Genomic DNA, 15,552 nt, shown 5'->3' on the forward strand with positions numbered 1-15,552 from the left:
GCTCAATCGACGACCGCCGTCGCCTCGACCTCGACGAGGTGTTCGGGTACGTCGAGGGCCGCGACCCCGATCAGCGTTCCCGGCGGGACCGGGGTACCGCCCAGCTTGGCTGCCGCCCGGTCCACCCCTTCGAGGAACAGCGCGAGTTTGTCCGGCGTCCAGTCGACGACGTAGACGGTCATCTTCGCGACGTCGTCGAAGGTGGCGCCGGCCTCGGCGAGCGCGGTGCCGATGTTGAGGTAGCACTGTTCGACCTGCGCGGCGAGGTCGCCCTCGCCGACAAGGGCGCCGTCGGCGTCCCAGGAGACCTGCCCCGCGACGAAGACCAGCTTCGACCCAGTCGCGATCGAAACCTGCCGGTAGGCGGGGATCTCCGGCAGGCCCGCGGGGTTCACCAGGGTGATGCTCATCCGTACTCCTCTTAGTCACTTGTGGTTACCCAGGAACTGTAGGAGAGTGTGCGGCGACCTGGAAGAACGCACTTTTTCGTGACTGGGGAACCTCATGGTGACCAAGCAGCTCAACGGTTCGGACGACGCCGATGTGATGCGGGCGGACTCGCTGGCGCGGGAGATCTTCTCCGACGTCGCCAACAAGTGGGCGCTCCTGATCATCGAGACGATCGGTGACCACACCCGGCGGTTCACCGAGCTGCGGAACGACATCGAGGGCATCAGCCACAAGATGCTCACCCAGAACCTGCGCATGCTGGAGCGCAACGGCCTGATCGAGCGGACGGTGCACCCGACGGTGCCACCGCGCGTCGACTACACCCTCACCGAGGCGGGGCACGGCCTGCGCGCGACGGTCGACGGGATGTGCGACTGGACCCATCGGTTCCTCGGCCACATCGAAGACTCGCGACGACGTTTCGACGCGCCCGTCGACAGTTGACGAGGTCCAGCACCGGCGATGTCACGTGACTGGATGGACGACACGCGTGATCCGATGGACGACACGCGTGACTGGCCGGACGACACGAGCATGACCAGCCGGGTTCCACCGCGAGTCGTCCGTCTGCTCGCGTGTCGTCCGGCCAGTCACACGAAACCGCCACCCGCGCACCGCAGCGGGTCCCCGAACACACGAAGCCCTACGGCAAACGCACGACCCGCAGGAAGGTGGGCAACAGCCACGGTCGCGGACCGCTGACGACGATCTTGCGCGTCAGCGCGGAACGCACCTTGCCGACCCGGTGGAACAGCATCAGGTTCAGCGTCGGCGGGTCGAAGGAGATCCGCACGTCGACCGGCCCGCCGGGCTCCTCCACCGTCACCCGTCCCCGCTGCAGCACCAGCACGACCGGGGACGTGTACGCCGACCGGAACGCCACGGCGATCCGCCGATCCCGCGGTGGTTCGTCGGTGTCGAGAAGGTGCCCGACGTCGTGGCTCAGCACACCCACCAGGAACAGATCGAAGAACAACGCCGCGTCAGCCGGGTCGATCGTCCACGGCAGCTTCTGCGCCTTGGCGATGTCCCAGCCGTGGATCTGCAGTTCGTCGACGAGGTGCGCGAGGACGCCGGCCAGCGGCACCTTCGAGCCGCCGAGCCAGTCCAGCGGCGTGCCGGGGTCCGCGTCCTCGGTCACCCGCAGTACTTCCTCGATGTCCGCGAGCAATCCGGCGACGAGCACCTCGGTGTCGCGTTCGCGAAAATCGCGCAACACCAAGGTGTTCAGCACGGAAACGGTGTCCACAGTGGTCTTCTCGACCTGGTCCTGCCCCCGCGCGCCCAAAATCGACGCGCTTTCCGGGCGCACCAGGGAGGTGTACATCTTCGCGATCATCGCGACGTGGGCGACGGTTTCGGCCACCGTCCAGTCCGCGGTGACCATCGCGTCCGGATCCGGAACGCGGGCGACCAGTTCCGCGAATCGCGCGCCCGTCACCCGATAGGCTCGCCGCACCGAATGCCACCGATCCGCGGCGATCGCTCTGGTCACCTCCCGATTTTATCGTGCTGCCACCGGAAATCCGTTCCGCTCGCGTGCGGTCCGCCGCTGCCCGAAAGCGCAGTGACCGTACTCACTACGGAAATTCACGTGACACACACCGACCGGCACAGGCAGACTGAACGAAAGACTCAGCCTCGCCTTCGCTGTCACCGCTGCCGGCGCCGAAGGCGGCCAACGCGGACCCGCGCCCTTCCAGGAGCCCTTCACTGATGACCGAGACCCTGCCCGAAACCGCCCACGACCAGCAAAGGGCACCGGCGAAAGCCGGCCTCCTGATCGGGGTCCTGGTCCTTTCCGCGTTCGTGATGATCCTCAACGAGACCATCCTGAGCGTCGCGCTGCGTGACCTGACCGTCGACCTCCAGGTCCCGACCACCACCGTCCAGTGGTTGACCAGCGGCTTCCTGCTCACCATGGCGGTCGTCATCCCGACCACCGGGTTCCTGCTCGAGCGGTTCACCCCGCGCCAGGTGTTCCTCGCCTCGCTCACCCTGTTCAGCACCGGCACCCTGGTCAGCGCGCTCGCCCCGGGCTTCGCCCTGCTGCTGACCGGCCGGGTCATCCAGGCCTGCGGGACGGCGGTGATGCTGCCGCTGCTGATGACCACGGTGATGCGCCTGGTCCCGGTCGAGAAGCGCGGCGCCACGATGGGCACGATCACCATCGTCATCGCGGTCGCCCCGGCGATCGGCCCGACCATCGGCGGCGCCGTGCTCTCCTCGCTCGGCTGGCGCTGGATGTTCTGGATCGTGCTGCCGCTCTCGCTCGCCGCCCTGGTGGTCGGCATGATGCAGCTGCGGCTGGACAGCGACACCCGCAAGGTGCCGCTCGACGTGCTGTCGGTGGTCCTCTCCGCGCTCGGTTTCGGCGGCGTGCTGTACGGCCTGTCGGTGTCCGGCGAATCCGCGGGCGGGCATCAGCCCGTGCCGCCGTGGACGCCGATCGCCGTCGGTGTCGTGGCGCTCGTGGTGTTCACCTGGCGCCAGCTGCGCCTCCAGAAGGAAGACCGCGCGCTGCTGGACCTGCGTCCGTTCACCCACCGCAGTTTCGTCGTCTCCCTGGTGCTGACGGCCCTGCTGTTCATGTGCCTGCTCGGCGCCGCGGCGATCCTGCTCCCGCTGTACCTGCAGACCGTCCTGCACACCACGACGTTCGTCAGCGGGCTCGCGGTGCTTCCCGGCGGCCTGGCCCTCGGCCTGCTCGGCCGCCCGGTAGGCGCGTTGTACGACCGCTTCGGCCCGCGGCCCTTGGTCATCCCCGGTGCGGCCGCGATGGCGATCTCGCTGTGGCTGTTCGCCCTGCTCGGCGCGGGATCACCGCTGATCGCGGTCATCGCCATCCACGTCCTGCTGATGGGCGGGCTCGGCCTCATGATGACGCCGCTGATGACCGAATCCCTCGGTTCGCTGCCCGAACACCTCTATTCACACGGCAGCGCGATCCTCGCCACCCTTCAGCAGCTCGCCGGCGCCCTCGGCACCGCCATGTTCATCGCGGTGGCCACGGCCAGCACCACCACGGCCGGGGCGGTCAGCCCCGACGCGGGCGGCATCCGCACGACGTTCATGGTCGCCGGCTGTGTCGGTCTCGCCGCGTTCGTCGGATCGCTCTTCGTCAAGAAGAGCGCCGGCACCGGTGCGGCGGCCGCGCATCACTGACGTTCGCCTCGCGCCCGCCGTCGCCTCCGCCGGAGGAACGGCGGGCGCGCGTCGTCCGATCACCTTCCGGCCGTAAGCGATGGCGGGCTGTTCGACCCAGCGGCGCAGCGCGCAGGCGAACACCAACGCGACACCGGTGGTCGCGGCGGCCTTGGCGAGCCCGCTGGGCAGCAGCCAGCCCGTGACCCCGGCCGCGCCGGTCTGGGCGAGGTAGAGCGCGTACGAACGGTCCCCGACGAAAGTCAGCGGCCTGCTCGAGAGCAGCGTCCGGACCGGGCCCGGCGACACGACGGCGACGAGCAGCAGTGCCGAGCCCGCCGCGTAGACCGGCACCACGGACTGCCAGTGCCCGCCGAGCACCTTCGCCAGCGGGCCGACGGAGAATTGCAGCACGACGAACCCACAGCCGATCGCCGTGGCGACGGCGGGGCTGGTCAGCGGCCGGACGAGGGCGAACCCGCGCGGATGGTGGAGCGTCATCGCCAGCAGGCAGCCGAGGATCAGCGAGCAGTAATGCACCGAAAGGCTCGCCCACGTGTGCGAGGGCGCCAGCGGCAGCGCGAACGCCACGACCCCGAGGACGGCCGAGGCGCCCAGCAGCAGGCGCAGCGCCGTCTTCCCGCTTCGCGCGAACGAAGTCAGCACCAGTAGGGCGGGCCAGACCAGGTAGAACTTCTCCTCCACGCCCAACGACCACGACGTCGGATAAGGCGTGTTGAAGTCGACGAGTTCGTTGCCGAAGACGAGGTAGTACGGCATGGCGTCGGCGAGCCTGCTGCTCTGGTACGTCCCGCCGAGCAGGACCGCGACCGTGGTCAGCGCCAGGAGCAGGAAGTACACCGGCATGATCCGGAAGACCCGGCGAAGGTAGAACCCGCGCAGTGAGATCCGGCCGTCACGGTCTTCCTCGCGCAGGGCCAGCGTCGTGATGAGGAAGCCGGACAGCACGAAGAACAACTGCACGGCGATCCAGCCTTGGAGGCGGTCGACGACCGGGCCTCCGTAGTGGAAGAACACGACGGCCACGGCGGCGAGCGCGCGTACGCCGGTCAGGCCGGGGAACCACGACGATGCCAGGTAGTCGGCGTGGTCGAGGGGGCGCCACCACGAGCGGCGTGCGGGAGCGAACATGCCCCGAAGGTTCGTGTGCGGACGCTGAACCGAAGCTTAAGGAAGCTGAAGACGTCTTCAGCTTCGCGCTTTCGCCAACGGCAGGCGAACGACGAGCCGGGCACCGCCGTCGTGATCGGCGACCTCGACGGTGCCGCCGTGCGCATGGGCGATCTCGGCGACGATCGCCAGCCCCAGACCCGCGCCACCGTCGTCACGCGCACGTCCGTCGTCGAGACGCACGAAGCGATCGAACACCCGCTCACGATCCGCGGCGGGAATGCCCGGCCCGTCGTCGGTCACCTCGACCACGGCGAACTCGTCCACAGTGGACACCCGCACTTCGACACCGGTGCGGGTATGGCGTTGCGCGTTGTCCACCAGGTTGCGCAGCAACCGCTCCAGCCTGCCGCGGTCGCCGAGGACCATCGGATCCCCGTCGATCCCGGCCCGGACACCCCGCCGGCCGGAGAGGCAGGATTCGACCACTTCGGACAGTCGCACCGGGGTGGTCCGTTCCGGTTCCGCGTTGTCCAGCTTGCCGAGCAGTACGAGATCCCCGACGAGGTCCTGCAGCCGGGTGACGTCGAGGAGCGCGTTGCGGCAGGCGTCACGCCAGTCCAGCCGGTCCGGATGCGCGAGCAACACCTCCAGCTGAGTCCGCAAGGAGGCCAGTGGAGTGCGCAGTTCGTGCGACGCGTCCGAGGTGAAGCGGCTCTGCCGGGTGACCGCCGTGTCCAGGCGGGCGAGCATCGTGTTCATCGTTTCGGCGAGCTTCGCGATCTCGTCGGCGCTGTCCGGCGCCGGGACCCGGCGGGAGAGGTCGTGCGCGCCGATCTCCGCGACCTCCGAGCGGATCGCCTCAACCGGCCGCAGCGAACGGCGTACGGCGAGCCACGCGACCGCCCCGATCAGCAACGCGATCACCGGGACACCCACCAGCAGCGTCACGCGTACCGCGTCGAGCGCCGCCTGCCCGGACTCGTCGACCACGGCAGCGCCGTAGATCCGGTACTTGCTGTCGCCGCTCGTCTCGGCCGCGACGTGCACGCGAGTCTCGGTGGTCTCGACGTCACGTCCGAGCACTCCCCGGCAGCCGACCGAGCCCGCCATCGACTCGTCGACCGCGCCCGCCTCGAGAACCGACACGGAATCACCGCGCTGGTAGTCGTCCGCCTGGACCAGCAGACCGTGCCGCAGACCCGGGCATCCGACGACGCGCCTGCCGGACTGGTCGACCACCTCGTAGGCCGAATCCCGGACGAGCAGGAGCAGATCGGCCGGCGCGGCGCCGGTGTTCAGCAGCTGCACGATCGCCGCCGCGCGCGCCCTCGCCACCTGCGCGGCACCCGCCCCCAGCCGGTTCTCGGCGTCGAGCACGAGCCAGGCCGAAACGACGCCGAGCGCGACGAGCGACGTCACGAACGAGGTCAGCGCGACCCGGAAGCGGGTCGTCCGCAGGAACTCACGCACCGGAGCCCACCACGTGATAGCCGGCGCCGCGCACCGTGCGGATCGTCTCCACCCCGAACGGCAGATCGATCTTGCGCCGCAGCGCGCTCACGTGGACCTCGACGAGATTCGCGGTCGCCGACGCGGCGAAATCCCAGAGGTTCTCCAGCAGCTCGGCCTTGGTGACCACCTCGCCCTGCCGTTGCATCAGATACGCCAGCAGGGCGAATTCCTTGGTGGTCAACGGGATCTCGGCCGTACCGCGACGGCAGACACGGCTCGCCTGGTCGAGTTCGAGGTCGCCGAGCCGCAGCGTGCCCGGGCGGGTCGCTCCCCCGCGCCGGATCAGCGCCCGGAGCCGGGAGAGCAGGACGCCGTAGGAGAACGGCTTCGGGAGGAAGTCGTCGGCGCCGGTGTCCAGCGCCTCGATCTCGTCGTCCTCGCCGTCCTTCGCGGTCAGCATGAGGATCGGCGTGGTGTCGCCCCGTTCGCGCAGCCTCCGGCAAACGCGGTAGCCGTTCAGCCCCGGCAGCATGATGTCGAGGATCATCGCGGAATACGGATGTTCGGCGGCGTACCAGAGCGCGTCGCGGCCGTTGTGCGCGACGTCCACGGCATAGCCCTCGGCGCTCAGCCCCGCGCGCAGCGACTCGGCCAGCCGTCGCTCGTCCTCCACGAGCAAGATCCTCATCCGCTCACGATCCCATACGGCCCGGCCACATTCGGTCACCGCCCGCCCGCTGTCCGGGTGAAGGCTTCGCCGCCGTCAGGACGAGTCCGCCACCGGCCGGCTCAGTCCTTTGGTCGTATTCCGGGAGCGATCCCACATTTCGGACCGCTCGGCCTTGTCACGGCCCGGCCGCCCCTTTACGGTCCTCGATGGGAGCGCTCCCACAAATCGGATTCCGGTCGCAAGGAGGCGACGTATGAGATTCCGCAGAAAGGGTGTTTCGGCACCATCGGCCGTCTGCGCGGTACTCGCGATGGTGGCGGTGCCGGTGGTGCTGGGCTCGAACGCCGAAGCGGCGCCGGGCTGCAAGGTCGACTACACGATCACCAACCAATGGGACACCGGTTTCGGGGCCACCGTCACCGTCACCAACCTCGGCGACCCGATCAGCGGCGGCTGGACGCTGAGCTGGGATTTCCCCGGAAACCAGCAGGTGCAGCAGGGCTGGAACGGCAACTTCGGTCAGCAGGGCGCACGGGTCACCGTCCGGGACGCGGGGTGGAACGGCTCGCTCGGCACCGGCGCCACCGTCTCCCCCGGCTTCAACGGCACCTACTCCGGCACCAACGCCAAACCCGCCGTCTTCACCCTGAACGGCACCACCTGCACCGGTTCCACCGTCCCCACGACCACCACCACCCCGACCACGACCACGACGACCCCCGGTCCCGGCGGCCCCAAGGCGGACAACCCCTACGCCGGCGCCGGGGTGTACGTGAACCCTGACTGGTCGGCGAAGGCCGCGGCCGAACCGGGTGGCGCCCGGATCGCGAACCAGCCGACCGGCGTCTGGCTCGACCGGATCGCCGCCATCGAGGGCACGGCCACGAGCCGCGGGCTGCGCGGCCATCTCGACGAGGCGCTCCAGCAGGCCGCCGGGAAACCGCTGGTCGTCCAGCTGGTGATCTACAACCTGCCCGGCCGTGACTGCTCCGCGCTCGCGTCGAACGGCGAACTCAAGGCGGACGAACTCCCGCGCTACCAGGCCGAGTACATCGACCCGATCGCCACGATCCTCGCCGATCCGAAGTACGCGGCTTTGCGGGTGGTGACCGTGATCGAGATCGACTCCCTGCCGAACCTCGTCACCAACGTGACACCGCGGCCGACGGCCACGCCCCAATGCGACGTCATGAAGGCCAACGGGAACTACGTCGCCGGCGTCGGCTACGCGCTGGCGAAGTTCGGCGCGATCCCCAACGTGTACAACTACATCGACGCCGGGCACCACGGCTGGCTCGGCTGGGACGACAACCTCGGCCCGTCCGCCGCGCTGTTCGCGCAGGCCGCGAAGAGTTCCGGCAGCACACTCGCCAATGTGCACGGCTTCATCGCGAACACCGCGAACTACGGGGCGCTCAAGGAGCCGTACTTCACCGTGAACGACAGTGTCGGCGGCACTTCGGTGCGGACGTCGAAGTGGGTGGACTGGAACCGCTACGTCGACGAACTGTCCTACGCGCAGGCGTTCCGGCAGGAGGCGATCCGGGCGGGCTTCCCGGCGGACGTCGGCATGCTCATCGACACCTCCCGCAACGGCTGGGGCGGCGCCGCACGGCCGACCGGACCCGGGCCGTCCACCACGGTCGACGCCTACGTGAACGGGAGCAAGACGGATCGCCGCATCCACCTCGGGAACTGGTGCAACCAGGTGGGCGCGGGACTCGGCGAGCGCCCCAAGGCCGCGCCGGAACCCGGGATCGACGCCTACGTCTGGATCAAGCCGCCGGGTGAATCCGACGGTGCCAGCAAGGAGATCCCGAACACCGAGGGCAAGGGTTTCGACCGGATGTGCGACCCGACGTACACCGGCAACCCGCGGAACCAGTACAACCTGTCCGGCGCGCTGCCCGACGCGCCGCTCTCCGGGCACTGGTTCTCCGCCCAGTTCCAGGAGTTGCTGAGGAACGCCTACCCGGCTCTGTAGGCCGTGGGTCTCGTGAGTGGCAGGGACGGTTCTAACCGTCCCTGCCACTCACGAGGCTTCTCCTTGCGCCGCACCGGTTATGTTGCGGACCATGCCACCGAAGACGACACCGTGGAACGGCGCGATCCCCTTCCAGTACGCGTGCCCCGCCAGCCCGTGCGGCTCGAACACCGCCCTCTGCCGGTACACGGTCCGACCGTCCTCATCGGACTCGACGCCGAGTTCGAGCCAGGCGCGGCCCGGCAGCTTCATCTCCGCCCGCAGCCGCAGCAGGCGCGGCCGGTCGAGGTATTCGACGCGCCACCAGTCCAGTGCCTCGCCGAGGTGCAGCCGTCGCGGATCCCGCCGCCCGCGCCGCAACCCGACGCCGCCGACGAGCCGGTCGGCCCAGCCGCGGACCGACCAGGCCAGCGGGAACGAGTACCACCCGTGTTCCCCGCCGATCGACTCGATGACGTCCCACAGCGCCTCCGGGGAGGCGTCCGTCCGCTGCGCCCGATCGTCCTCGTACACCGTCCCGCCCGCCCACTCCGGATCACTCGGCAGCGGGTCCGAAGGCGCCGCGGCGCTCGACGCGTCCGACCAGCGGGTCGGCACGTCGGCGTTGCGGATCCGGGTCAGCGCCAGTTCGACGGCGTGCTCGTAGTGCGTCAGCCCGTCCTCGGGGTCGGGGATGTGCTCGGCGATCGAATGATCGTGACAGACCACCTCGTGCACCAGCGATTCGATCAGCGGTACGGCGATCGACTTCGGCACGGGAGTGACCAGGTTGACCCATTGCGCGGACAGCCACGGAGTGAGCACCGGCACCGGTACGACGGCTCGCCTCGGCAGACCGGCGACGACGGCGTACCGGCGCATCATGTCCAGATAGGTCAGCACGTCCGGCCCGCCGATGTCGAAGGCGCCGTTCACCTCGGCCGGGAGATCGGCCGCGTGCACGAGATAGTGCAGCACGTCCCGGATCGCGATCGGCTGGATGCGGTTGCGCACCCAGCGCGGGGTCACCATCGCCGGGAGCCGCTCGGTCAGGTAACGCAGCATCTCGAAGCTCGCCGAACCGGAACCGATGATCACCGCGGCCTGCAGGACGACGGCGGGCACTCCGGAATCCAGCAGGACCCGGCCCACTTCGGCGCGCGACGCCAGGTGCGGCGACAACTCCTCGTCGTCCGGCACGATGCCGCCCAGGTACACCAGCCGCCGCGCGCCCGCCGCCTTGGCCGCCTCGGCGACCGTGCGCGCCCCTTCCCGGTCGACTTCGACGAAGTCCTTGCGCGCCAGCGAATGCACGAGGTAGTAGACGACCTCGCAGTCGCTCAGTGCCGTCTCGATGGAGGCCGGATCGGTGACGTCGCCGCGTTCGACCTCGACACTGTCACGCCATGGCTCCTCGGCGACCTTCTCCGGCGAGCGCGCCACCACGCGCACCTCGTGACCCGCGTCCAGCAGTTGCGGTACCAGCCGTCCGCCGACATAACCCGTCGCTCCCAGCACCACACATCGCATGTCCCCGAGTGTTCACGGTGCCAGGCGACCGCGCACTTCGACGGTCGCGGCGATACTGCTCCGGAGGAACCGGGCGACCGTCCGCCGCTCGTCCTCTCCCATGTCCCGCCACGCTTCGGCGTAGCGCCGTCCGAGCGGCTGGAAGAACTCGGAGCCGATCTCCCTCGCCTTCTCGTGCATCCGCAGTTCGACCTTGCGCCGGTCGGTCGCGCTCCGGTCCCGGAACAGGTGCCCGGCCCGCTCCAACCGGTCCAGCACCGCCGTCGTCGCCGACGCGCTCAGGTGCAGGGCGCTCGCGAGCCTGCTCGGGCTCATCGGGTCCCCCATCCGGGCGGCGTCCATGATCACGGCGAGCGCATTGAGGTCGGTCCGGTGCAGGCCGTGTGCCTCGCCGAACATCTCCGCGAACCGGTCCGACTCGACCGTCAGCTGCCGCAGGAGGAGAACGAGCAGGTCGTCCGTGACGGGCTCCGTGTCCTCAGGCATGTCCGAAACCTCCCCTCACGCTGCCCCGTCCGGGCCACCACTCTACTATTTCGATGGTCGAACTATTCACTCGTCGAAGTAGCACTGCCACGGGAGCCATCCGTCCATGATCTCGGAAGTCGAACGCCCCGCCCGCACGCGGTCACGTCTGCGATGGCTGCTCCCTGCCCTGATCGCGGTCGCGTGGCTGATCTTCGGCGGATTCAGCGGCCCGTACGCGGGCAAGCTGAGCCAGGTCACCGAGAACGACAGCAGCAGCTTCCTGCCGGCGTCCGCCGAGGCGACCGCGGTGGGCGAACTCCAGAAGCAGTTCTCCAGCGCCGCCGTCATCCCGGCGATCGTCGTCGCCGAACGGCCCTCCGGCCTGACCGAGGGCGACAAGCGATTCCTCGCCGACCGGACGTCGAACGCCCGGCTCTTCCCGGCCCCGCAGAGCAACGCGGGGGCGCAGGTCGTCGTGCCCCTCGCCGCCACGGGTGACCCCGGGGACGGCGTCGAGGCGCTGCGGGAAGCGCTCGCCCGTGACACCCCGGACGGGTTGAAAGTGCTCGTGACCGGTCCGGCCGCACAGGTCGCCGACCTGAAGGAGGCGTTCGGCGGGATCGACGGCCTGCTGCTCCTGGTCGCGGGCGCGGTGGTCGCGGTCATCCTGGTCGTCGTCTACCGGAGCCCGCTGCTCCCCCTGCTCGTGCTGCTGTCGGCGGTGTTCGCGCTGGGAACGGCGAGTCTCGCGGTGTACCTGCTCGCGGATCACGACGTGCTGGCGCTGAACGGGCAAAGCCAGGGCATCCTGTTCATCCTCGTCTTCGGCGCCGCCACCGACTACGCGCTCCTGATGGTCTCGCGGTACCGCGAAGAACTCCGGGCGACCGACGACGCTCGCTCCGCGCTCCGCACAGCATGGCGCTCGACCATCGAGCCGATCGCGGCGTCGGCCGGAACCGTGGTCCTCGGCGTGCTCTGCCTGCTGTTCAGCGATCTGAACTCGAACAAGGGACTCGGCCCGGTCGCCGCCATCGGCATCGGCGCCGCCTTCCTCACGACCATCACGTTCCTTCCCGCGGTCCTGGCCTTGTGCGGCCGCAACGCTTTCTGGCCTTTCCGCCCCGTGGTGTCTCCGCCTCGCGAGGAGAACGGTGGACTCTGGAGCCGCGTGTCGGGCTGGGTCGCCCGCGCACCGCGCACGATCTGGATCGTCACCACGGTCGTCCTGCTCGCGGGCGGCGCGTTCCTCCCCCAGCTCAAGGCCTCCGGCACCGCGCAGTCCGACGTCTTCCTCACGCCCGTCGATTCCGTCGCGGGGCAGGAGGTCCTCTCGCGCTACTTCCCCGGCGGCTCCGGTTCGCCCACGGTGATCATCACCCCCGCCGACCAGGCCCCGGCGGTCACCGCGCTGGCCCGTGTCCCCGGCGTTTCGGACGTCCGCCAAACCGGCGAAGCGGGCGGGCTCGCGAAGATCGACGCCGTTCTGGCGGATCCCCCGGACTCCGACGCGGCCGTCGCGACCGTTCAGCGGATCCGCGAAGCGGTGCACACCGTCGACGGCACCAAGGTCGGCGGCCCCACCGCCACGCTGCTCGACACGAGGGAGACCTCCGAGCACGACCGGTTGCTCATCATCCCGATCGTCCTGGTCGTGATCTTCCTCGTCCTCGCCCTCCTGCTGCGGTCACTGCTCGCGCCGCTGCTGCTGATCGGCACGGTGGTGCTGTCCTTCGCCGCGACGATGGGCGTCTCGGCGCTGGTGTTCAACCACGTCTTCGACTTCCCGGGCGCCGATCCGGTCGTCCCGCTGTTCGGCTTCGTCTTCCTTGTCGCACTGGGGATCGACTACAACATCTTCCTGATGACCAGGGTCCGCGAGGAGGCGGGCAGGATCGGCACGCGGGACGGGACGCTGCGCGGCCTCCGCGTCACCGGCGGCGTGATCACGTCCGCGGGAGTCGTGCTCGCCGCGACCTTCGCCGCGCTGGCCGTCCTGCCGATCCTCTTCCTGGCCCAGCTGGCGTTCATCGTCGCGTTCGGCGTCCTTCTCGATACGCTCCTGGTGCGCTCGCTGCTGGTACCGGCTCTGGCGGTGGACGTCGGACGGAAGATCTGGTGGCCGTCGAAACTGGCGAAGTCCGGCCGGGAATGAACACGGCGATCGCCAGCGCGAGGAGCGCGGTCGCCGAACCGAGTCCCATGATCAGCCGGAAACCGCCCTTCGACCGGCCCCCACTGTCCAAACAGGTCCTTTCCGGACAGTGGGAACCGGGCAGAACCCAGCTCCGCCCCGCCGAAGGCTTGTCCACATTGGACGTCGAGTTCCTGCTCGGCGACGCGGCTGTCGCGCTCGACGTCCGCGAGCGGACCGTCCACACCACCTCGGGGCGCGCGCTGACCGCCGACGAAATCGTGCTCGCCACCGGGCTGCGACCGCGCACTTTTCCCGGCCAGAGCGAACTCCGCGGCGTTCACGTTCTCCGCACCCTCGACGACGCGCTGGCCTTGCGGGCGAACCTGCTGTCCTGCTCGCGGGCGGTCGTCGTCGGCGACGGCGTCCTCGGCACCGAGATCGCCGCGAGCGCCGCCGGGATGGGTGTCCCGGTCACGCTGACCGGTCCGCAACCGGCACCGCTGGCTTCCCAGTTCGGCCCGCTCGTCTCGGATCTCCTGGCGGAACTGCACGCCTCACACGGTGTCGGCCTGCGGCTCGGCGCGGCGGTCACCGGACTGGACTCGCGCGACGGGCGCGTCACCGGGGTACGCCTGGAGACCGGCGAGGTGCTCCCCGCGGACGTCGTCGTGGTGGCGTTCGGCGCGGCACCGGCGACGGAATGGCTCGAAGGCAGCGGGCTCGCGCTGGCGAACGGCGTCGTCTGCGACTCCCGGTGCCGTGCGGCGCAGGGTGTCCACGCCGTCGGCGACGTGGCCCGCTGGCAGCACGAAACCCTCGATGTGGCCTTGCGCCTGGAGAACCGGACCAACGCGACCGAGCAGGCGGGGCACGTCGCCGCCGTCATCCTCGGCGACGACCGGCCCTACACCCCGGTCCCCTACTTCTGGACCGACCAGTTTCGACACCAAGATCTACGTCCACGGCACCCTGTTCGCGGATGCCGAAGTGTCCATTGTGGAGGGCTCGGTGCCCGAACGCCGGTTCGTCGCCGAATATCGGCGGAACGGCGTGGTGACCGGTGTCCTCGGCTGGAACATGCCCAAAAAAGCCCGCCTGCGTGGCCTTCGGCTTCGGCGTGCACCATGCCCGTAACCTGGTGCCATGAGCGCTGATCAGGACGCCATCGACGAGCGGATCCAGGACGCCGGGGAACGCGGCGACCTGGACGAACTGCGGCGGCTGGCCGACGCCGGCAGCAGCGACGCGGCGGACCAGCTGATCGAAACGGCGACCGAACTCGGCGCGCTGGACGAACTGCGTCGACTGGCGGAAAGCGGCAACCGGGACGCCGCGGAGCAACTGGCCGAACTCACCGACGAGTAGGCCGGTCCCGCATCGCCGGGATCAGCACGGGGAGCGCGGCCAAGAGCGCGAGGCCCCGCGCGACACCCGCGACCGGATACGGGATGCGAAGCCCGAACCTGTGTGCGAGCAGTCCCCCGGTCAACGCACCGAGCGGCATCAGCCCCCAGCCGAGCAGCCGGTAGACGCTGTTGACGCGGCCGAGCAGCGACGCGGGGACGTCTCGCTGCCGGACGCTGACCGTGACGACGTTCCAGATCGTCGTCACGAAACCGCTCACCGCCAGGAGCCCGCCGAGCACGACGACGTTCGGGCTGAACCCCATTCCGACGAAGATGGCGGCGTTCACGGCGAGCGAGACAAGGAGCGCTCGGAGGTCGCCGAGCCGGGCGGCCAGGCGCGCGACCACCAGTCCGCCCACGATGCCGCCGAACGCCGCACCGGCGAGCAGCAGACCGAACACTCCCGCGCCTAGATGCAGCACGTCGGTCACGAACAGGACGAGAGTCGCGTTCCCGAACTGACCGCAGAACGTGTTGACGCCCAGGAGCAGAGCAAGAGTGCGGAGCACGCGGTGTTTGCTCAGCCAGCGAAGTCCGTCGAGGACCTTCACTCGTTCCGAGGGCGCGGGGCGTCGCTTGGGCAGCCCTGCCAGAAGCAAGGCGGCGAGGACGAAGGACACCGCGTCGACGGCGAACGGGACCGTCCAAGCGAGCGCGAAGAGCAGGCTCCCCAGGGGCGGCCCCACGAACTGCCTGCCGACGACCAGCGCCACCTGCTGGCCGCCGTTCGCCTGGTGCAGCAGGTTTTCCGGGACGAGGTCCGGGAGCGCCGTCTGCGCCGCGTTGTCGTAGAAGACGTCGCAAGACCCCAGCGCGAACGCGAGTACGACGAGCACCGGCACGGTGACGGCCTCGGCCGCGACGAGCGCGGTGAGCACGCCGACGATCAGGGCTTGGAGCGTCTGCGTTCGCCACATGAGGGTGGTCCGGTCGACCCTGTCGACGACGGAACCGGCGGTGAGGGACAGCAGAAGCCACGGCAGGTACGTCGCGGCGGAGACCAGGGCGACATCCCGCGCGTCGCGGCTCACCGTCACCGCCAGCAACGGCAGTGCCGCCGTGAAGACGCCGTTCCCGAGACTGTCGATTCCGGTGGCCCACCACAGTCGTCGGTAGGCGCGGGGCAGGTTGCGCATGATCGGATCGTGGCCGGGTCCGGTGTTCCGGAGACACCATTTAGCTCCTGCCTACATACTCG

General features: G+C 69.6%; 12 protein-coding genes and 2 pseudogenes. 6 read left to right on the forward strand and 8 right to left on the reverse strand.

The features are described 5' to 3' along the window. Positions 1-2: 2 nt before the first annotated feature. Complete coding sequence (locus tag ACZ1DY_RS23745) at positions 3-410, reverse strand: RidA family protein (RefSeq protein WP_126735045.1); 408 nt, start codon at positions 408-410, stop codon at positions 3-5. Positions 411-504: 94 nt separating this feature from the next. Between ACZ1DY_RS23745 and ACZ1DY_RS23750 the strand changes: the two genes are divergently transcribed. After that, positions 505-894, forward strand: a complete 390-nt coding sequence (locus ACZ1DY_RS23750) for a winged helix-turn-helix transcriptional regulator (RefSeq protein ID WP_126735044.1) — start codon at positions 505-507, stop codon at positions 892-894. Positions 895-1,093: 199 nt separating this feature from the next. On the opposite strand, the gene ACZ1DY_RS23755 is transcribed toward ACZ1DY_RS23750, so the two are convergent. After that, a complete protein-coding gene (locus ACZ1DY_RS23755; RefSeq protein WP_465480878.1) occupies positions 1,094-1,945 on the reverse strand; it encodes a maleylpyruvate isomerase N-terminal domain-containing protein in 852 nt (283 codons plus the stop codon). Between the two features lie 221 nt (positions 1,946-2,166). On the opposite strand from ACZ1DY_RS23755, the gene ACZ1DY_RS23760 reads away from it, so the two are divergent. Next, complete coding sequence (locus tag ACZ1DY_RS23760; RefSeq protein WP_465480879.1) at positions 2,167-3,615, forward strand: DHA2 family efflux MFS transporter permease subunit; 1,449 nt, start codon at positions 2,167-2,169, stop codon at positions 3,613-3,615. 165 nt (positions 3,616-3,780) lie between these two features. On the opposite strand, the pseudogene ACZ1DY_RS23765 reads toward ACZ1DY_RS23760, so the two are convergent. The 3 genes and pseudogenes from ACZ1DY_RS23765 to ACZ1DY_RS23775 form a co-directional block, all read right to left on the reverse strand. Then, positions 3,781-4,746 (reverse strand): annotated as a pseudogene (locus ACZ1DY_RS23765) (acyltransferase family protein); the annotation flags it as partial. A 57-nt stretch (positions 4,747-4,803) separates the two neighbouring features. Further along, on the reverse strand, positions 4,804-6,198 hold the full coding sequence (locus ACZ1DY_RS23770) for a sensor histidine kinase (RefSeq protein WP_465480880.1): 1,395 nt from the start codon (positions 6,196-6,198) through the stop codon (positions 4,804-4,806). Then, entirely contained in the window at positions 6,191-6,868 is a 678-nt protein-coding gene (locus tag ACZ1DY_RS23775; RefSeq protein WP_465480881.1) for a response regulator transcription factor, read from the reverse strand. Before ACZ1DY_RS23775 ends, ACZ1DY_RS23770 begins: the two co-directional genes overlap by 8 nt. A 235-nt stretch (positions 6,869-7,103) precedes the next feature. Between ACZ1DY_RS23775 and ACZ1DY_RS23780 the strand changes: the two genes are divergently transcribed. Further along, positions 7,104-8,834 carry a glycoside hydrolase family 6 protein gene (locus ACZ1DY_RS23780; RefSeq protein ID WP_465480882.1) on the forward strand — a complete coding sequence of 577 codons (1,731 nt, stop codon included), beginning with the start codon at positions 7,104-7,106 and terminating at the stop codon, positions 8,832-8,834. Positions 8,835-8,882: 48 nt separating this feature from the next. On the opposite strand, the gene ACZ1DY_RS23785 is transcribed toward ACZ1DY_RS23780, so the two are convergent. After that, the gene (locus tag ACZ1DY_RS23785) at positions 8,883-10,343 is read right to left on the reverse strand and encodes an SDR family oxidoreductase (RefSeq protein ID WP_465480883.1); all 1,461 of its coding nucleotides are present in this window, start codon (positions 10,341-10,343) and stop codon (positions 8,883-8,885) included. 12 nt (positions 10,344-10,355) lie between these two features. After that, positions 10,356-10,829, reverse strand: a complete 474-nt coding sequence (locus ACZ1DY_RS23790; protein WP_192742210.1) for a MarR family winged helix-turn-helix transcriptional regulator — start codon at positions 10,827-10,829, stop codon at positions 10,356-10,358. A 106-nt stretch (positions 10,830-10,935) separates the two neighbouring features. Between ACZ1DY_RS23790 and ACZ1DY_RS23795 the strand changes: the two genes are divergently transcribed. The 3 genes and pseudogenes from ACZ1DY_RS23795 (at position 10,936) to ACZ1DY_RS23805 (ending at position 14,313) form a co-directional block, all read left to right on the forward strand. Next, the gene (locus ACZ1DY_RS23795) at positions 10,936-12,966 is read left to right on the forward strand and encodes an MMPL family transporter (protein ID WP_465480884.1); all 2,031 of its coding nucleotides are present in this window, start codon (positions 10,936-10,938) and stop codon (positions 12,964-12,966) included. A gap of 47 nt (positions 12,967-13,013) precedes the next feature. Then, a pseudogene (locus ACZ1DY_RS23800) lies at positions 13,014-14,082 on the forward strand (NAD(P)/FAD-dependent oxidoreductase). Between the two features lie 9 nt (positions 14,083-14,091). Further along, positions 14,092-14,313, forward strand: coding sequence for a hypothetical protein (locus tag ACZ1DY_RS23805; protein WP_465480885.1), 222 nt, complete (start codon positions 14,092-14,094; stop codon positions 14,311-14,313). Here the strand turns inward: ACZ1DY_RS23805 and ACZ1DY_RS23810 are convergent. Further along, positions 14,300-15,490 carry an MFS transporter gene (locus ACZ1DY_RS23810; RefSeq protein ID WP_465480886.1) on the reverse strand — a complete coding sequence of 397 codons (1,191 nt, stop codon included), beginning with the start codon at positions 15,488-15,490 and terminating at the stop codon, positions 14,300-14,302. The genes ACZ1DY_RS23805 and ACZ1DY_RS23810 overlap by 14 nt on opposite strands. Positions 15,491-15,552: the final 62 nt, after the last annotated feature.

This window comes from Amycolatopsis sp. PSD-21 (genome assembly GCF_055561455.1).